The following is a 17,226-nucleotide window of genomic DNA, read 5'->3' on the forward strand; positions in this document are numbered from 1 at the left end:
CGAACTGCCGGTGCCCCTTCCGGCAGTCTAAGGGAGGACACCTGCCGGCACGCTGCAGCGCCGGTAGACTGGTTCCGTCTGCCGGTTCATTCCGGCTCCTGCCGCCGAGGTGACATAGGCGGCGTTCCGCATGGCCCGGTTTTTCCGTGCCGTCAGTGCCGCACCCCAAAGGAACCTTCATGTCATCGCCCTCCCTGACGCTGCCGTCCCCGGCGCCCGCCGCTGCCCGCCGGCGCCGGCTCCTGGAAATCCTCGGTGCCCTGGCCATTGCCGGCACCTACGTCTTCCTGGTCCTCAACCAGCCCGCGGACATCACCGGTGGCCCGGGCAGTGCGTCCGCACTGATCGCCCTCTCCGGGTTTCTGGTGGGTGCCATCCTGCTGATCGTGGCCGTGCTGCCCAGCCTGCCGGCGTCCACCGTCGTGCTGATTCCGGTGGCCCTGGTCCTGAACATCGTGCTGGGCCAGTTCGTCGGCAGTACTCTGGTGCCCTTTTACCTGGACGCCATCGGTACTGTCCTGATCGCCGTCCTGGCCGGCCCCTCCGCGGGTGCTGCCACCGGTGCACTCAGCAGCATCGTCTGGTCCTTCTTCAATCCCACGGTCCTGCCTTTCGCCGCAGGCGCTGCGCTGATCGGCTGCCTCGCCGGCCTTGCTGCCCGGTACGGCCTGTTCCGCCGTTTCTACCTGGCCCCCGTTGCCGGCTTCGCCACCGGCATCATCGGGGGCGTCGTCTCGGCACCGGTGGCCGCCTTCGTCTTCGGCGGCACTTCAGGCGTGGCAACCGGCGCCATCGTCAGCGCCTTCCGGTCGATGGGAGACACCCTGCTGGCCGCCATCACCAAGCAGGCACTCATTTCCGACCCCATGGACAAGGCCATCGTGTTCACCGTGGTGGCCGTCCTGGTGTACGCGCTGCCGCGCCGGACCAGGTTCCAGTTTCCGTTTGTCCGCCGGCACCACGTCCTGGCCGGGAAGGCGCCGGGACAGGCGGCCGGACAGGATTCCACGCCCGCATCCTGAATCCCGTTCCCATGCGCGTCCACCCGCTGACCGGCCTCGCCGCGGCCGGCAGCACAGCCGTGATCACGACGGCGGCAGCCAGCTGGCCGCTGTCCCTCGCCGTCGTTGCGGGTGTACTCGCCGTGTCCGCCGCGGGTGGCACGGCCCGCCGGTTGCTGCCGGCGGCAGCGGCAATACTGGTGCCGCTCACCCTGTCCCTGCTGATGGTGCACGGGCTGGCCTATCCCGAGGGCAGCACCGTCCTGGCCGAGTGGGGCCCTGCCCGGGTCACGGCCGAAGGGCTGGATTTCGCGCTGCAGCGGGGCGTGCAGGTGTGGGCGGCCGTCCTGGCGCTCCTCGCCTTCTCCTTCAGCGTCAGCGTCCCTGACCTGGTGGCTGCCCTGAATGCCAAGGGAGTCCGCGGACGCTTTGCCTTTGTGCTGGCCTCCACGCTCACCCTGCTGCCGGCCATCGCGGCGCAGGCGGAGCGTATCCGCACCGCGCAGGAAGCCCGCGGGCTGGTGATCCGCAGGGGTCTGGTCCACCGGGCGGCTGCGTTCCGGCTGCAGGCTATACCGCTGGTCCTGGCACTGGTGGACGATGCCGGTACCCGTGCCGCTGCACTGGAAGCACGTGGTTTCAGCAGCAGCGGACCGCGGACCAGCTACCGCACCGTCCCGGACTCCACAGCCCAGCGCCTCTTGCGTACTGTGCTGCTGCTCGCAGCGGCTGCCGCGGTCGTCCTGCGCCTGTGGGCCGGAGCAGCAGGGGGGTGGGCGTGACGCTCTCATCCAGTCCGGTCCTGCAGGCCGGCATCCAGCGCTTCACATTCCACGACGGCGGCGATCCAGTCCTGGAAAGGATCAGGTTCGCCGCCGCGCCGGGCACCCTGACCGCGGTACTGGGTGCGTCCGGCAGCGGAAAGACCACCCTGGGACGGTTGCTGGCAGGCTGGCTGACGCCCGGAAGCGGTGGAACCCTGGACGGCTACCTGGAGCTGGCAGGCACGCGGTTGGACTTCGGGAGCGGACTGGGCAGCGCTGACGTTAATGGTCAGCACCGGGTTGAACCGCGCATCGACACCGCCGCGTGGGGCCGGCAGGTGGGCTTCGTTCCCCAGGACGCGGCAGCGGCCCTGTCCACCGTCCGGGCGACGGTCGCGGAGGAACTGGCTTTCGGGCTGGAGAACGCAGGAGTACCCCGCCCGGCCATGGTTGCCGCCGTGGAACGCACGGCACGCCTCCTGGGGCTCAGCGGACTGCTCGACAGGAATCCAGCCCGGCTCTCCGGCGGGCAGCTGCGGCGACTGGCCATTGGCTGCGCCGTCATCTCCGGGCCTGCCGTGCTGGTCATGGACGAGCCGTTCGGCTCCCTGGACGCGGCAGGGGCCCAGGAGCTGGCGGTCCTGGTGCGGCAACTCGTGGCGTCGGGAACCGCCGTCGTGATCCTGAGCCAGGTGATCGACGGGCTCCTGCTGGCAGCGGACCAGTGGCTGGTGCTCGCTGCCGGGACCATGGCGGCCGCGGGCGACCCTGCGAGCCTTGGCCCGGATACCGGCCTGGTTCCTGCGGGAATCCGGTGGGTGGGCGGAGCCGCCCGCCCCGCGCCGCCAACCGCCCGGACCGCCCTGACCACGCAGCCAAGCGCCGGAGCCGTCGGCCCAGCCTCCACAGGCCAGGCTGCGGTTCCAGCCGCCACCGGCACCGCCGTGATTACAGCAACTCCGCGGCACACTGCCGGAGCCCGCGCGGCGCTGGAGCTGCGTGACGTCTCCTTCAGCTACGGTCCCGACGCCCGCCGGCCCCGCAACAAAGGCCGGTGGCTGACCCGCAGCAGGAGCGCACCTTCGCCACCCCGGCAGCCCCTGGTCCTGGCTGGCATCAACCTGGCGGTGCACCCGGGGGAGATCGTTGCCGTCACGGGTCCCAACGGAGCGGGCAAGTCGACCCTTCTGCGGCACCTGAACGGGCTGCTGCAGCCGACAACCGGTTCCGTGCTGGTGAACAACAGCGACATCGCGGGGCGTTCGGTGGGGGAGACTGCCGTTGAGGTGGGCCTGCTCTTCCAGCATCCCCGTGACCAACTTTTCGAACGGACGCTCCTGCGCGAGGTCCGCTTTGGCCTGGACCGCCTGCTGGGCACCGCGCAGGCAGGCGAACGTGCTGGGGCCGCGTTGGCGGCGGCCGGACTCGAAGGTGCAGCCCACGGACACCCGGCCGAGCTGTCAGCGTCCGGCCAGCGGCTCCTGGCACTGGCCACCGTCCTGGCCCGGCGGCCCTCCGTCATCGCTTTGGACGAGCCCACCGTGGCTCTGGACGGCGACGGCCTGGCCGTGCTGGACGCAGCCGTCCGTTCCGCGGCCGCGGAGGGGGCCGCCGTCGTGCTGGTCACCCATGACCTGGACTATGCACGGACGGCGGCCCACCGCCTGGTGGCCCTCGACGGCGGCCGGCTCGCCGGGTGCTAAGCGGCGGCCGGCTGCGGCAGACTTAGTTGGAGGCCGGACCCGCAGCCGGACCCGGGGCCACGCCGGACGCCACGCCCGGCGGGAGGAACCGCTTGCCGTTGACCCTTTCGGAGGCACCCACCCGGTCGAGGTACGGCGTGATGCCGCCGAGGAACATGGGCCACCCTGCGCCCAGGATCATGCAGAGATCGATGTCCTCCGGTCCTGCCACCACGCCTTCGTCCAGCATGAGGCCGATCTCTTCGGCCAAGGCGTCCTGCGTGCGCCGCAGCACCTGGCCGGCGGTGGAGGGGCTGGTGCCGAAAGACATCAGCGACAGGGTGGAGTCCGGGATGGAAACCGAACCGTCCGGCCCGGTTTCCCAGAGGCTCTTCACACCGTTGTCGATCAGCTTGTGCAGGTTGGCGGACACCGGGAACCGGTCTCCGAAGGCAGTGTTCAGTGACTCCTGGACGTGCTGGGCCACCGGCAGGCCCACCATGGCCAGCAGCGTGAAGGGGGACATCGGCAGGCCCATCGGCTTCAGTGCGCTGTCCGCCACGTCGGCCGGTGTCCCTTCATCGAAGGCGGCCGTCACCTCGCCCATCAGGCGCAGCAGGATCCTGTTGACCACGAAGGCGGCGGCGTCCTTGACCAGGACGCCGGTCTTCTTCAGCGTCTTTGCGAGTTCGAACGCGGTGGCCAGGACGGCGTCATTGGTCCGCGGGCCGCGGACGATCTCCAGCAGCGGCATCACGGCAACCGGGTTGAAGAAGTGGAAGCCCACCAGCCGTTCCGGGTGCTGCAGGTCCTCGGCCATGGCCGTCACCGAGAGCGACGACGTGTTGGTGGCAAGGATGCAGTCTTCCGAAACGACGGCCTCCAACTCGGCGAACACCTGCTTCTTGACGCTGAGTTCCTCAAAGACCGCTTCGATCACGAAATCAGCGTCCGCGAAGGCCTCCTTGGACACCGAACCGGACACCAGCGCTTTGGTGCGGTTGGCGGCATCCGCGCTGATCCGCTTCTTCGCCAGCAGCTTGTCCACCTCGCCGTGGACGTAGCCGACGCCCTTGTCCACCCGGGCCTGGTCAATGTCGGTCAGTACCACCGGCACCTTCAGTTGGCGGGCAAACAGCAGCGCCAGCTGGCCGGCCATCAGTCCGGCTCCCACCACGCCGACTTTGGTGACGGGGCGGGCGAGTTTCCGGTCGGGGGCGCCGGCGGGACGCTTGGACCGTTTCTGGACGAGGTCCAGGAAGGCGTACACAGTGGCGCGGAACTCATCGGTCTGCATCAGCCCGGCCAGTGTCTCGCACTCGAGGGCTGCCGATTCGGCCTGGCTCATGGTGCGGTTGGCTTCCATCAGGTCCAGGACCTTGCCCGGGGCGGGCGCCGCGTTCGACGTCTTGGACTCCACGAACTTCCTCCCCGCGGCCACCGCGGCGGCCCAGCGTCCGGCGGTGTCCGGGTGGGAGGGGTCGACGGCGTTGGTGCGTTCCGGGACCAGCTCGCCGGCGATGACTTTCGCGGCCCACGCGAGGGACTGCTCCAGGAAGTCGGCGGGTTCGAACAGGGCATCGGCGATGCCAAGGTCGAAAGCCTGCGGGCCGCTAAGGGTCCGGTTGTTGCTGAGCGGGTTCTCGATCATCACCTTGACGGCGTTCCCGGGCCCGATCAGGCGGGGGAGCAGGTAGACGCCGCCCCAGCCCGGGACCAGCCCCAGGAGGGCTTCGGGGAGGGCCAGGGCGCCGGCGCCGGTGGACACGGTGCGGTAGGTGGACTGCAGCGCGATTTCCAGTCCGCCGCCCAGGGCGGTGCCGTTGATGAAGGCGAAGCTGGGAACGCCCAGGTTGGCCAGCGTTGCATATACATCGTGGCCCAGTTGGGCCATGTGGAGTCCGTGCTCGCGCTCTTCCAGCGATTTCACGGCGGAGAGGTCGGCTCCCGCCACGAGGTAGTAGGGCTTGCCGGTAACCCCGACGCCGGCGATCTCACCGCGGGCGGCACGGTCCCGCAGGCCTTCCAGTGCCGTACCCAGTTCCACGAGGGTGTTGGGACCCAGCGTGGTGGGTTTGCTGTGGTCCAGTCCGTTGTCCAGTGTGACCAGGGCAAACGTGCCGGGGCTTTCCTTGCCGGGGGCAGCGGGAAGCGGAATATCCTGCACGTAGGAATGGGTGACTGTTTCGTTGGGGAACAGGCTGGCGAATCCGGTGAAATCTGCGGCGCTCATGCTGTGGCTCCTTCGGTCCGGACTGCTGCCGGGGCGGTGGTTGCTGTTCCTGTGGTGCCGGTGCCGCCACTGTAATCGGCGTGGTGCGGGTTTTCCCAGATGACGGTGCCGCCCATGCCGAGTCCCACGCACATGGCGGTGATGCCGTAGCGCACTGACGGGTCTTCTTCGAACTGGCGGGCCAGCTGGGTCATCAGCCGGACACCGGAGGAGGCGAGGGGGTGGCCCACGGCAATCGCGCCGCCGTAGCGGTTAACCCGGGGGTCGTCGTCGGGAATGCCAAAGTGGTCCAGGAAGCTTAGGACCTGGACGGCGAACGCCTCGTTGATCTCGAAGAGGCCGATGTCTCCAATGGTGAGGCCCGCGTTCTGCAGTGCCTTCTCGGTGGCAGGGACCGGGCCGATGCCCATGACTTCAGGCTCCACACCGGCGTACGCGTAGCTGACCAGCCGCATCTTCACCGGCAAGCCAAGGTCTGCTGCCGCTTCACCCGAGGCCAGGACGGCGGCGGTGGCTCCGTCATTGAGGCCCGCCGAATTGCCGGCGGTAACGCGGCCGTGCGCGCGGAAGGGAGTGCGGAGCGCGGCGAGGTCGGTAACGGTGGTCCCGGGGCGCGGCGGTTCGTCCACGCTGTGCACGGTCCAGCCCTGGCCTGCTTTCCGGCCGGCCACCGGCACCAGGTCGGGCTGGATCCGGCCCTCACGGTAGGCTGCGGCCAGCTTGTCCTGGGATGCTACGGCGTAGGCGTCGCTGCGCTCCTTGGTGATGGCGGGGAAGCGGTCGTGCAGGTTCTCGGCGGTGTTGCCCATGTTCAAGGCGGCGGGGTCCACCAGCCGTTCGGACATGAACCGGGGGTTCGGATCGGCGCCGGAGCCCATGGGGTGGTTGCCCATGTGCTCCACTCCGCCGGCGATGACGACGTCGTACGCGCCGAAACCGATGCCGCCGGCCGTGGATGTCACGGCGGTCATGGCGCCGGCACACATGCGGTCCACGGCGAAGCCCGGTACGGTGCGGGGCAATCCGGCCAGCAGCGCAGCGGTCCTGCCCAGGGTGAGGCCCTGGTCGCCGGTCTGGGTGGTGGCGGCGATGGCCACCTCATCCACCCGTTCGGGCGGCAGCGAGGGGTTCCTGCGCAGCAGCTCGCGGATGCACTTCACGATCAGGTCGTCGGCGCGGGTACCGGCATGGATTCCCTTCTCACCGGCCCGGCCGAAGGGCGTGCGGAGGCCGTCAACAAAGACGACGTCGCGGACAGTGCGCCGGGTGGCGCCGCTTCCGGTGTGGCTCACGTGTAACTCCTCATCGAGACGTAGGCGCCGCGCACATGCCGGAGGACGGCAGGGTGCGCAGCAGTACGTCCGATGTTACTCGCGAGTAACTTAGGCTGCAAGGCCGGTGTGGAAGGGGCGCCGGACGGCTAGCTTCCCGCGGTGACTGCGGCTTTCGGCTCTTTGGGCGGAAGCGGCTGCGGGTCCAGGAAAGCGCGGGTGATGAGCGGGGCAGTGAGCTCCACCTGCCACTCGCGCGCACCAAGTCCGCGCAGTTCTGAAGCCACCGATTCTTCGCTGATCGCTGCCGGTGGGCGCCAGGCCACCCGGCGGAGGTAGTCGGGCGTGAGCAGGTTTTCCACCGGGAGGTTCAGCTGGTCGGCGCGCTCCTGCAGCAGCGGCCTGGCCGTGGCGAGCCTCGCGGCGGCCTCGGGGTCGCGTTCGGCCCAGACCCTGGGCGGCGGCGGCGCGTTGGTTGCCAGGTGCAGCGGGGGAAGATCGTCCAGATCGCGGGCGGCGGCGATGCAACGGAGCCAGCGCGGAGCCTCACGCTGCGCCGCCCGGCCGTGGAAGCCCTTGGTCCCCAGGAGCTGGGGAACGGTGGAAGGCATGGCCTTGGCAGCGGACACCAGCGCGGAGTCCGGGATCAGCCGGCCCGGTGCCACATCGCGCTTGCGGGCCAGCGCGTCGCGTTCCAGCCACAGTTCCCTGACGGCGGCCAGCTGGCGCCGGTCCCTGATCTGGTGCAGGCCGGAAGTCTTCCGCCACGGGTCAAGCCGCGGCGGCGCGATGCCTGCTGCCAGGATCGCGGCAAACTCCTGCTCGGCATACTCCAGCTTGCCGTCGGCCTGGAGCAGTTCCACCAGCTCTTCCCGCAGCTCACTGAGGACCTCGACGTCCAGTGCTGCGTAGCGCAGCCATGGTTCCGGGAGGGGGCGGGTGGACCAGTCGGCGGCGGAGTGTTCCTTGGCCAGGCCGAAGCCGAGAAGCTGCTCTATGACGGCGGCAAGGCCCACGCGGGGAAGCCCTGCCAGCCGGGCGGCGAGTTCCGTGTCGAAGAGCTTGTCCGGCCACATGCCCAGCTCCGACAGGCACGGAAGGTCCTGGGTTGCGGCGTGCAGGATCCACTCGACGCCGCGGAGGGCGTCGTTAATGATGGCGAGGTCATCAAACGGCTCGGGATCGATCAGCCAGGTGCCGGCGCCTTCGCGGCGGATCTGCACGAGGAAGGCACGCTGGCCGTAGCGGAACCCTGAGGCCCGTTCTGCGTCCACCCCTGCCGGCCCGGTTCCTGCGGCGATGGCAGCTGCGCAGCGTTCCAGTCCGGCCTGGGTCTCGATGACCAGGGGGACGCCCTCACGGGGTGCGTCGAGTTCGATGATTTCGGGGATGGGGCTGTCAAAGCCCTCCACGGTGATCTGGGGTGCGGTATCAGCAGCCGGAGCGCCGGCCGTGGTGTTTTCCGGGTTGTTAGGGGTCATGATGCCCCCAGTTTACCGGTCCTGCGCGCCGGCGGTCCGCTGGCCGGCTCCCGGCAGGGCTGGACGGGTGTCAGTTCCTGCGCCGTTGCGGCAGGGGCGTGACGCCGTCGGGAAGGGGCGGGAGGCCCGCGAAGGTGCACACCATGTCGGACCAGGCTTCGAGGTGTGCCGTGACGTCGGCAGTGGCGGGGGTCCAGGATGCCCGCAGTTCGATGTCGATGGTCCCGGGCCGTTCTGAGAGCGTCCCGAAGCTTTCGGACAGCACCCGTGTGGCGGTCCCGCCGGCGGCCCGGTACGGCGCATTGTGGTTTTCCAGTGCCTCCACCAGCCAGGTCCAGGCCACCGTTCCCAGCATCTCGTCGTTGCCCATATCCGGTTCGAGCTCCGCACGGATGTAGGTGACGATCCTGAATTCCCCGTCCCACACTGCCGAGCCTTCGGGATCGTGCAGCAGTATGAACCGCCCGGTGGCGAGCTCCGTGTCGCTGTCCTCCCCGGTGCCGGCGGCGGCCAGGGCCATTGCGGCCGGTCCGTGCAGGGGAGGAGCCGCAGTTCCGGCGCCCTGGGCCATGACTTCCGCACCCAGGGCGACGGCGAAGGGTGCCAGGCGGGCCGGCGCAGGGATTTCCGCGAGGTGGAGTTCCTTGCGGCACCGGGCTTTCCTGAGGGTTCCCAGGGCGTGCAGGAAATCCGGGGGAACCTGGTCAAGTGCGTTCACCATGGCAGATTACGCAACCCTTCAGCACTGTCCGGGGAGGCTCGCCGTCATGTGCTCCTCAGCCGGCCTGCCCGCCGTCGTAGTCGCGCAGTTCGTGGCGGATGGCGGCGATGAACGAATCCACGTCTTCTTCGGTGGTGTCAAACGAACACATCCAGCGCACTTCCCGGGCGGCTTCGTCCCAGTCGTAGAACCGGAAGGATGCACGGAGCCGGTCCGCCACTCCCTCGGGAAGCACGGCAAACACCCCGTTGGACTGCGTCTTCTGTGTGGGCCGGACGCCGTCGATGGTGTCCACTGCAGCGCGGAGCCTGGACGCCATCGCGTTGGCATGGGAGGCCGAGCGCAGCCAGAGGCCGCCTTCGAGCAGGGCAATGAACTGGGCGGACATGAAGCGCATCTTTGATGCCAGCTGCATGTTCATCTTGCGCAGGTAAACCAGTCCGTAGGCAGCTTCGGGGTTCAGCGCCACCACCACCTCGCCGAACAGCAGGCCGTTCTTGGTGCCGCCGAAGGACAGGATGTCGACGCCGGCGTCCCGGGTGAAGGCCCGCAGCGGCACCTGCAGGTGGGCTGCGGCGTTCGCCAGCCGGGCGCCGTCCATGTGCAGCTTCATGCCCTTCGCGTGGACATGGTCGGCGATGGCGCGCACTTCCTCCGGTGTGTAGCAGGTGCCCAGTTCGGTGGTCTGGGTGATGGAGACGGCCAGCGGCTGTGCGCGGTGCTCGTCACCCCAGCCCCAGGCCTCCCTGTCGATCAGCTCCGGCGTCAGCTTCCCGTCAGGGGTGGGGACCTGCAGCAGCTTGATGCCGCCGATGCGTTCCGGTGCCCCGTTCTCATCCATGTTGATGTGGGCGGTGGAGGCGCAGACCACGGCTCCCCAGCGGGGGAGCAGGGACTGCAGCGAGAGGACATTCGCCCCCGTTCCGTTGAACACGGGGAAGCATTCGATGCCGGGCCCGAAGTGTTCCTCCATGACCTCGTGCAGCCGGGAGGTGTAGTCGTCCTCGCCGTAGGACACCTGATGGCCTTCGTTGGCTGCGGCAAGCGCCGCGAGGATCTCCGGGTGGACGCCGGAGTAGTTGTCCGAGGCGAAGCCCCGCACGTTGGGGTCGTGCAGCCGAAGGGCCGCGCCGGTCTCTGCTGTGGTTGTCATGCCTTTGCTCACATTCCCAGTCTATGTATGGCTTGCAGCGGTGGGGTGCCCCTGCGCGTCGGGGTCCTTGCGGGTCACAGAGCCAGCCGGACCCGGGTCCCGTTCAGAACGGCCGCAGGGGCGTCGAACAGCCCCACCACCGCCTCCGCAAGTTCGGCCACGTCCGTGGCTCCCGGGAACGTCCGTTCCGGGTGGCTGCGGCGCAGTCCGTCGTCCACGAGGGCCTTCACCACGAGGACGACGGCGGCCGCTTCCCCGCCGCCGGTCGCGGCCATGCGGCGGAAACCGTCCGCCACGGCCATGGTCCACGCCTCGGCGGCAGCCTTGGCGGCCACATAGTTGGCCACGCTGGCCTCCGGCCTCTCCACTGCAGTGGAGGAGATCATGGCGAACCTGCCGTGCGGCGAGGCAGCAATGTCGTCAAAGAACACCCGGGTGATGTTGCGCAGCGTCGTGACGGCACCCCGCTCGAGGAAATCCCAGTCCTCGTCGGACTGGTCGGCGATTCCCTGCGCACCGCGCCATCCGCCCACCAGGTGGATGACGGCGTCGACGGCCCCGGCGTGGAGCGCGACGTCGTCGCGGAGCTGCCTGACGTCGTCGAGAATGGCGAGGTCGCACGTCAGGGGCGTGACGCCGTCGCCCGCCTGTTGTGCTGCTGCCTCGATCCGCTGCTGGTCGGAACCCACCATGATGACCCGTTGCCCGGCCGCGCGGAGGGCGCCGGCGACCGCCACGCCGGAGGCTCCGCTGCCGCCTGTGACGAGGACGGTGAGGGCAGGAAGCATGCCGGAGGCTTCCTTCACAGCGCCGAGCTGCCGGTGATGCCTGCGGTGGACTCGATGACAGGACGCATCTTCTTCTCCAATGCCTCGTAGAACATGGACAGCGGGAATTCATCGTCCAGCACCTGGTCGGTCAGGCCGCGCGGGGGACCGGACAGGGGCAGGGCGTCCGGGCCCTTCGCCCACACGGACGCCGGGTTGGGCGTGACGGTGCCGGAGATGAGGCGGTAGGCTGCCAGCCAGTGGGCTGTCTTGGGCCGGTCGATGGAGCGCCAGTAGAGGTCGTCAATCCGTGCCCCGAGTGCCATCACGGCATCCGGAACCCCGTCCCAGTCGATGGTGAGGCGGGTATCGGTCCAGTGCAGGACGTGCTGCTGGTGCAGCCACGCGAAGAGCAGCTGGCCACCCAGGCCGTCGTAGTTGCGGACGCGGCTGCCGGTGATGGCGAAGCGGAAGATCCGGTCGAAGATTACGGCGTACTGCACCAGTTTGGCGTGCCGGCGGGCTTCGGGATCGGCGTCGTCGTCCTTCTCGATGCGCACGGATTCCCGGAAGGCTGTGAGGTCACAGCGGAGTTCTTCCAGTGAGTACAGGAAGAAGGGCATGCGCTGCTTGATCATGAACGGATCGAAGGGCAGGTCGCCGCGCATGTGGGTCCGGTCGTGGATCAGGTCCCACATGACGAAGGTGGCCTCGGTCAGGTCCTGGTCGGCCAGCAGTTCAGCGGCTCCCTCGGGCAGTTCGAGGCGGGTGGTTTCCGCAGCGGCTTTGAGCACGCGCCGGAAGCGCGCGGCCTCGCGGTCGGCAAAGATGGCACCCCAGGTGAAGGTGGGGGTGGTGCTGACGGCCACGGTTTCCGGGAAGAGGACCGCTGAGTTGGTGTCGTAGCCTGCGGTGAAGTCCACGAACCGGATGGGGACGAACAGTTTGTTGGAGTAGTCGCCTGCCTCCAGGCCCGCGATGAATTCGGGCCAGATGACCTCGATCAGGACCGCCTCCACCAGCCGGCTGCTGCTGCCGTTCTGGGTGTACATGGGGAAGACCACCAGGTGCTGGAGGCCGTCCTGCCGGAGTTCCTGGGGCTGGAAGGACAGCAGTGAGGAGAGGAAGTCCGGAACAGCGAACCCGCCGGCCACCCAGGCCGTGAAGTCGGCGCAGACAGCGTCCAGGTACGCGGCGTCGTGCGGGAAGGCCGGGGCAAGGGCCCGGACGGCGTCCACGATGGTGTCAACGTGCAGTGCCGCCGTGGTGTGGCTGGCAGCATCCGGCACGGAGCCGTCCGCGGCCTGCAGGCCCTGGAGGGCCGAGGCTGCGGTCCGGAGGCGGATCCAGTCCTGGTTGTCCGCGGAAATCCGGGGGACGGCGGTGAGGGTTTCAGTCATCGTCGCTGCCTTTCTGGGCGTTGCTTGCTTCTCTCTTCGGAGCGTAGCAAGCAACAAGCAGAACTAATCTGAAAAGCGGTTGAGGCTAAGAAAGACTATTTCTCAGTTCCATGAGGCGCCCGTTGAGCCCGCCCTGCGCTGGGGGATCGTGCCTCTGGGCGCGCCCTGTCAACGGACCGGCGGGCGGGCCCGGCAGATCCGTCCGCCGCGCCCGCCCGCCGGAACCGGCTGCTGAATCAGCCCGCCGCAGCACCGTCCGTCGGCACCGTGCCGTCCGCCGCCTCAGCCCCGTCCTTCGGGACGAGCCGCAGCGACACGGAGTTGATGCAGTAGCGCTGGTCCGTGGGAGTACCGTAGCCCTCGCCGTCGAACACGTGGCCCAGGTGCGAATCGCAGGCGCCGCAGCGGACCTCCACGCGGTCCATCCCCATGGTGCGGTCGTGGATGTAGCGGACCGTGCCCTCGGCCAGCGGGGCCCAGAAAGACGGCCAGCCGCAGTGCGAATCGAACTTCTCGTTGCTGGTGAACAGTTCGGTCCCGCAGGCCCGGCACTGGTACACGCCCGCAGTGTGGGTGTCCCAGTACTCGCCGGTGTACGGGCGCTCGGTCCCAGCCTGCCGGAGGACGCGGTACTCCTCGGGCGTCAGTTCCTCGCGCCACTGCGCGTCGGACTTCTGAACGGCGGCCCCGCCGTCCTCCCCGCCGGTGCCGTGGGAATCGGCTGCCGGGTCCGCGACAGCGTGGGTGGCCTTGTTTCCGAAAATGTTGTTTCCGAAGATACTCATGTTGTGGTCAACGCCTAGGAGTCGCCGATAAATCCCGATCCTGCGTACAGGTGCAGGACGGGGATGCCGAGCTGGTCCTGGGCCTTGTTCGCCCAGTCGGTGTGGAAGGTATCGGACACCGCGTGCGGCCGCGTGATCACCACTGCCTGCGTGGCGCCGGTGTCCCTGACCCTGGCCACCAGTCCGTTGACGGCACCGCCGTCCACCACCTCGCCGTCGACACCGGCGCCCAGTCCTTCCAGGGCGGCAAGTGAGGCTGACAGGGTTTCCGTGGCGTGGGCGCGTTCCTCAGCGGGGTCCGGCGCACGGGAGGTCAGTTCGCGGAAGGCCGCGGCAATTTCCAGGAGGGAGAGGTGTTCGAGGAAATCCACCAGCAGGTGCCGTTCGGTATTGGCCGGCACAAGGACCAGAAGCCGGGAGTCTGCTCCGTCCACCAGGCGTTCGATGTTCAGGCGGTCGTCCGCCCCCAGTGGCTCTTCGGTCAGGATGACGATGGGTTCACTCATGGCCTTAGCCTAGCCCTGTGCGTGGGGCGCCGCACTCACCTGTACATGGGCCTTTCACGGTGCATGGGGCACCTGTCCACACAGGACCCGCCCGCCCGGGAATGCGGTGATCCTTCCGCTGACGGTAAGAATAGGAGCATGGCTTCTTATCTGCGGACGCACCCGGAGCACACTGCCCACACCCCGGAAACAGGGGGCATGTCGCTGGGGACCCGATGGGCCATCGCCGGTGCCATCGCGGGGAGTTCCCTCACCGGGCTCCTGGCGGCGGGTTCGTCAGCGCTCGCGGTGTATTTTGCCCGGCGCGTCATTACGCCGGCACGGCAGCGGACGTCGGACCAGGAAGTCCTTGCGGTCATCCGCGACGGGGAAAAGCAGCAGGTGATCCTGGCCGCTACGGACGACACCACTGTGGACGGCAGGTACGGCTTCTATTTCGACGGCGGCAGGGGGCATGCCAGGATCGGCCGCATCATCTCCTATTCGCCCTCTGAACGGACCGTACTGCGCGAAGTCGAAGCGGTCTATGCCGGAGACCTCTCTGCCGCCCGCTGGGGCTGGTGGAGCGGCGCCCTCTACCCGGACCCTGCCGCCGTCGGCTATTCAGCCGAGGAGGTGGCCATACCCGTGGACCGCGGCGACGCGCCGGCCTGGCTGGTCCGCGCCGGAGGGACCGCCCGAACGTGGGCGCTTATGGTGCACGGGCGCGGCGCCACCCGGCAGGAAGCCCTGCGCGCCGTTGGACCGGCGCTGGAGCTGGGGCTGACCAGCCTGCTGCTCTCCTACCGCAATGACGGCCTGGCGCCGTCGGCGGATGACGGCCGTTACGGGCTGGGTTCCACGGAATGGCAGGACATTGAAGCGGCCATCGGGTATGCGCTGGACAACGGCGCCGAGGAGGTGGTGCTGTTTGGCTGGTCCATGGGAGGGGCCATCTGCCTGCAGGCAGCCGACCTGTCCCGCTACCGGCACCTGATCCGGGCCATGGTCCTGGACGCCCCGGTCATCGACTGGGTCAACGTCCTGGCCCACCACGCGCAGCTGAACCGGATTCCCTCACTGGTGGGCCGGTATGGGCAGCTCATGCTGGGGCATCCGCTGGGGCGCAGGCTGACTGGCTTGTCCGCGCCCGTGGACCTGAAGGCGATGGACTGGGTATCGCGCGCCGTCGAACTCCGGACCCCCACGCTGATCCTGCACAGCGTCGATGACGAGTATGTGCCCTACAAGCCGTCCGCGCTGCTGGCCGAGCGGAACCCTGAAATGGTGACCTTCGAAGCCTTCAACCATGCACGGCACACCAAGGAATGGAATGTGGACCCCGAGCGCTGGGAGCGGCTGGTGAAGGCGTGGCTGCGTCAACAGCTCGCGCCGCGCCTCAACCCGGGCACCCGGCCGGGAGACCAGCCGGACTAATCAACCTGGCTGATCAGCCCGGCTGATTTGCCCGGGCATGCAGCTAGGCGTTGCTGCCGATCGGTGCGGTGATTGCGTCGGTCAGCCGGACAAGGTCCAGCGGCGCGAGTTCGATGTCCAGGCCGCGCCGGCCGCCGGAGACGAGCATGGTGTCCAGCTCCAGGGCGGAGGAATCGAGCACTGTGGGGGAGGGGAGCCGTTGGCCAAGCGGTGAGATACCGCCCAGCACGTAGCCGGTCCGGCGCTGCGCGGCGGCCGGATCCGCCATGGCGGCCTTCTTTGCCCCCATCGCCGCAGCGAAGGCTTTCAGGTCCAGGGTCCCGCTGACGGGGACGATGCCCACGGCCAGCCGGCCTTCAACCTCCACCATCAGGGTCTTGAACACCTGTGCCGGATCGATCCCCAGGACGGCGGCCGCCTCGGCCCCGTAGCTGGCCGCGGCCGGATCATGGGAATAGGGGTGCAGCACGAAGGGAACCCCGGCGGCGGCGAGTGCCGCCGCGGCCGGGGTTCCCTGTGCAGTGCTTTTGCGTGCCACGCGTCTGTGGCGTCAGGCGCGGACGCCGGACGCTGCAGCTACCTTGCGCTTGATCCTGCCCAGCATCGCCGTCATGCCCCTCATCCGGAGCGGGGTGATGGCCCGGGTCAGGCCCAGCAGTTCGGGCATGTCATCCGGTACTGAAAGGATTTCCGCCGCCGAGAGTCCATCCAGGCCTTCGTGCAGCACTCCGGCGAAGCCACGCGTGGTGGGCGCTTCGGCGGGGGCCTTGAAAAAGAGCCGGACGGCGGTGCCGGGACCGTCGCTGCCGTCTTTTTCCGTTTCGATGGTCAGGAACAGCGGCGACTGGCACTCCACTACCTGCTCCAGGAGCTCGGGATGGTTGGTGAGCCGTTCGGGAAGTTCCGGCAGCCCTTCCGAGAATTCGAGCAGCAGCTGCAGCCGCTCGGGCTCGGACAGGGCCTGGAAGTCGTCCACAATCGCCGCGAGGGCGGAAGGCAAGGCTTGAGTAGTCATCATGGCCAGTTTACGCGGGAGCTTTCGTCAGACTCCAACGGTGACGGGGAAGGAGCCGCGCTCGGCGCCTTTGACGATGGGGACGCGGACGGCGTTGCCCCACTCGGTCCAGGAACCGTCATAGTTTCGGACGGACTCGAAGCCAAGCAGGAACTTCAGGGCGAACCAGGTGTGGCTGGAACGCTCGCCGATGCGGCAGTAGGCCACCACGTCGTCGCCCGCGGCAAGGCCGGCCTCGCCGAGGTAGATGGCGTCAAGCTCTTCCCGGCTGCGGAACGTGCCGTCTTCGGCCGCTGCGCGGGCCCACGGCACGGAGGCAGCAGTGGGGATGTGGCCGCCGCGCAGTGCACCCTCTTCCGGGTAGGCCGGCATGTGGGTGCGCTGGCCGGTGTACTCCTCGGCGGAGCGGACGTCGATCAGGGGCTTGCCCAGGTGGGCCAGCACGTCGTCCTTGAAGGCGCGGATGGGGGCGTCGTCGCGCTCTACCACGGGGTAGTTCCCCGGGGCGGGCGCAGGCTTGTCCTTGGTCAGGTCCCGGCCTTCGGCGATCCACTTGTCCCGGCCGCCGTCGAGCAGGCGCACGTCCTGGTGGCCGAAAAGGGTGAAGACCCACAGGGCGTACGCGGCCCACCAGTTGGACTTGTCGCCGTAGATCACCACGGTGGTGTCCCGGGAGATGCCCTTCGAGGCGGCCAGCTCAGCGAAGGCTGCGCCGTCAACATAGTCGCGGGTAACGTCGTCGTTCAGGTCGGTGTGCCAGTCGATCTTTACTGCGCCGGGGATGTGCCCGGTTTCGTACAGCAGCACGTCCTCGTCCGATTCCACGACAACCAGTTCACCGTTGGCAACGGCGCCGCTCTCCAGTGCGGAGGCGAGCCACTCGGTGGAAACCAGCCGCTCCGGGTGGGCGTAGGCGGCGAACTTTTCATTCTGTTCAACGGGGTAGGGCATGGTCTTGGCCTTTCATCGAGGACACGGGAGGGCCGCGCAGTGCGGTAAACGGCTCCTGCATGGGGACCTTTCCCCACACT

At 68.6% G+C, this 17,226-nt stretch carries 16 protein-coding genes; 4 read left to right on the forward strand and 12 right to left on the reverse strand.

What is annotated here, in order from left to right:
- The first annotated feature begins 179 nt into the window (after window positions 1-179).
- The 3 genes from ACFV4R_RS15130 to ACFV4R_RS15140 are packed head-to-tail and all read left to right on the forward strand — an operon-like array spanning window position 180 to window position 3,468.
- Window positions 180-1,022, forward strand: coding sequence for an ECF transporter S component (locus tag ACFV4R_RS15130; RefSeq protein WP_377203201.1), 843 nt, complete (start codon window positions 180-182; stop codon window positions 1,020-1,022).
- An 11-nt stretch (window positions 1,023-1,033) separates the two neighbouring features.
- Window positions 1,034-1,783: an energy-coupling factor transporter transmembrane component T gene (locus ACFV4R_RS15135; RefSeq protein WP_377203202.1), complete on the forward strand. Its 750-nt coding sequence runs from the start codon at window positions 1,034-1,036 to the stop codon at window positions 1,781-1,783.
- Window positions 1,780-3,468 carry an ABC transporter ATP-binding protein gene (locus ACFV4R_RS15140; protein ID WP_377203203.1) on the forward strand — a complete coding sequence of 563 codons (1,689 nt, stop codon included), beginning with the start codon at window positions 1,780-1,782 and terminating at the stop codon, window positions 3,466-3,468. The genes ACFV4R_RS15135 and ACFV4R_RS15140 overlap by 4 nt, the downstream gene beginning before the upstream one ends.
- A gap of 22 nt (window positions 3,469-3,490) precedes the next feature.
- On the opposite strand, the gene ACFV4R_RS15145 is transcribed toward ACFV4R_RS15140, so the two are convergent.
- From ACFV4R_RS15145 to ACFV4R_RS15185, 9 genes are all read right to left on the reverse strand, one after another.
- Window positions 3,491-5,680, reverse strand: coding sequence for a 3-hydroxyacyl-CoA dehydrogenase NAD-binding domain-containing protein (locus ACFV4R_RS15145; protein ID WP_377203204.1), 2,190 nt, complete (start codon window positions 5,678-5,680; stop codon window positions 3,491-3,493).
- A complete protein-coding gene (locus ACFV4R_RS15150) occupies window positions 5,677-6,972 on the reverse strand; it encodes a thiolase family protein (protein ID WP_377203205.1) in 1,296 nt (431 codons plus the stop codon). The genes ACFV4R_RS15145 and ACFV4R_RS15150 overlap by 4 nt, the downstream gene beginning before the upstream one ends.
- A 128-nt stretch (window positions 6,973-7,100) precedes the next feature.
- The gene (locus ACFV4R_RS15155) at window positions 7,101-8,432 is read right to left on the reverse strand and encodes an HRDC domain-containing protein (protein WP_377203206.1); all 1,332 of its coding nucleotides are present in this window, start codon (window positions 8,430-8,432) and stop codon (window positions 7,101-7,103) included.
- 70 nt (window positions 8,433-8,502) lie between these two features.
- On the reverse strand, window positions 8,503-9,153 hold the full coding sequence (locus tag ACFV4R_RS15160; RefSeq protein WP_377203207.1) for a DUF3000 domain-containing protein: 651 nt from the start codon (window positions 9,151-9,153) through the stop codon (window positions 8,503-8,505).
- 55 nt (window positions 9,154-9,208) lie between these two features.
- Entirely contained in the window at window positions 9,209-10,306 is a 1,098-nt protein-coding gene (locus ACFV4R_RS15165) for a threonine aldolase family protein (RefSeq protein ID WP_377203371.1), read from the reverse strand.
- A 74-nt stretch (window positions 10,307-10,380) separates the two neighbouring features.
- Window positions 10,381-11,094, reverse strand: coding sequence for an SDR family oxidoreductase (locus ACFV4R_RS15170; protein ID WP_377203208.1), 714 nt, complete (start codon window positions 11,092-11,094; stop codon window positions 10,381-10,383).
- A gap of 14 nt (window positions 11,095-11,108) precedes the next feature.
- Window positions 11,109-12,473, reverse strand: a complete 1,365-nt coding sequence (locus ACFV4R_RS15175; RefSeq protein WP_377203209.1) for a DUF6421 family protein — start codon at window positions 12,471-12,473, stop codon at window positions 11,109-11,111.
- 236 nt (window positions 12,474-12,709) lie between these two features.
- On the reverse strand, window positions 12,710-13,258 hold the full coding sequence (gene msrB / locus ACFV4R_RS15180) for a peptide-methionine (R)-S-oxide reductase MsrB (protein WP_377203210.1): 549 nt from the start codon (window positions 13,256-13,258) through the stop codon (window positions 12,710-12,712).
- 14 nt (window positions 13,259-13,272) lie between these two features.
- Window positions 13,273-13,764: a hypothetical protein gene (locus ACFV4R_RS15185; RefSeq protein WP_091719620.1), complete on the reverse strand. Its 492-nt coding sequence runs from the start codon at window positions 13,762-13,764 to the stop codon at window positions 13,273-13,275.
- A gap of 138 nt (window positions 13,765-13,902) precedes the next feature.
- Here ACFV4R_RS15185 and ACFV4R_RS15190 point away from each other — a divergent pair, with 138 nt between their 5' ends.
- Window positions 13,903-15,180, forward strand: coding sequence for an alpha/beta hydrolase family protein (locus ACFV4R_RS15190; RefSeq protein ID WP_377203211.1), 1,278 nt, complete (start codon window positions 13,903-13,905; stop codon window positions 15,178-15,180).
- Window positions 15,181-15,223: 43 nt separating this feature from the next.
- On the opposite strand, the gene ybaK is transcribed toward ACFV4R_RS15190, so the two are convergent.
- From ybaK to ACFV4R_RS15205, 3 genes are read right to left on the reverse strand one after another with little or no spacing between them, the layout of a single operon-like run.
- The gene (gene ybaK, locus ACFV4R_RS15195; protein ID WP_377203212.1) at window positions 15,224-15,718 is read right to left on the reverse strand and encodes a Cys-tRNA(Pro) deacylase; all 495 of its coding nucleotides are present in this window, start codon (window positions 15,716-15,718) and stop codon (window positions 15,224-15,226) included.
- A gap of 12 nt (window positions 15,719-15,730) precedes the next feature.
- On the reverse strand, window positions 15,731-16,195 hold the full coding sequence (locus tag ACFV4R_RS15200; RefSeq protein WP_091723945.1) for a SufE family protein: 465 nt from the start codon (window positions 16,193-16,195) through the stop codon (window positions 15,731-15,733).
- A 27-nt stretch (window positions 16,196-16,222) separates the two neighbouring features.
- Entirely contained in the window at window positions 16,223-17,146 is a 924-nt protein-coding gene (locus ACFV4R_RS15205) for a sulfurtransferase (protein ID WP_377203213.1), read from the reverse strand.
- Window positions 17,147-17,226: the final 80 nt, after the last annotated feature.

The organism is Pseudarthrobacter sp. NPDC059871, from assembly GCF_042731175.1.
Classification (GTDB): Bacteria; Actinomycetota; Actinomycetes; order Actinomycetales; family Micrococcaceae; genus Arthrobacter.

Coding starts and splice junctions, on each gene's coding strand:
- ACFV4R_RS15130 (WP_377203201.1), top strand. CDS start 180: ATGTCATCGCCCTCCCTGACGCTGCCGTCCCCGGCGCCCGCCGCTGCC.
- ACFV4R_RS15135 (WP_377203202.1), top strand. CDS start 1,034: ATGCGCGTCCACCCGCTGACCGGCCTCGCCGCGGCCGGCAGCACAGCC.
- ACFV4R_RS15145 (WP_377203204.1), bottom strand. CDS start 5,680: ATGAGCGCCGCAGATTTCACCGGATTCGCCAGCCTGTTCCCCAACGAA.
- ACFV4R_RS15155 (WP_377203206.1), bottom strand. CDS start 8,432: ATGACCCCTAACAACCCGGAAAACACCACGGCCGGCGCTCCGGCTGCT.
- ACFV4R_RS15160 (WP_377203207.1), bottom strand. CDS start 9,153: ATGGTGAACGCACTTGACCAGGTTCCCCCGGATTTCCTGCACGCCCTG.
- ACFV4R_RS15165 (WP_377203371.1), bottom strand. CDS start 10,306: ATGACAACCACAGCAGAGACCGGCGCGGCCCTTCGGCTGCACGACCCC.
- ACFV4R_RS15170 (WP_377203208.1), bottom strand. CDS start 11,094: ATGCTTCCTGCCCTCACCGTCCTCGTCACAGGCGGCAGCGGAGCCTCC.
- ACFV4R_RS15175 (WP_377203209.1), bottom strand. CDS start 12,473: ATGACTGAAACCCTCACCGCCGTCCCCCGGATTTCCGCGGACAACCAG.
- msrB (WP_377203210.1), bottom strand. CDS start 13,258: ATGAGTATCTTCGGAAACAACATTTTCGGAAACAAGGCCACCCACGCT.
- ACFV4R_RS15185 (WP_091719620.1), bottom strand. CDS start 13,764: ATGAGTGAACCCATCGTCATCCTGACCGAAGAGCCACTGGGGGCGGAC.
- ACFV4R_RS15190 (WP_377203211.1), top strand. CDS start 13,903: ATGGCTTCTTATCTGCGGACGCACCCGGAGCACACTGCCCACACCCCG.
- ACFV4R_RS15200 (WP_091723945.1), bottom strand. CDS start 16,195: ATGACTACTCAAGCCTTGCCTTCCGCCCTCGCGGCGATTGTGGACGAC.
- ACFV4R_RS15205 (WP_377203213.1), bottom strand. CDS start 17,146: ATGCCCTACCCCGTTGAACAGAATGAAAAGTTCGCCGCCTACGCCCAC.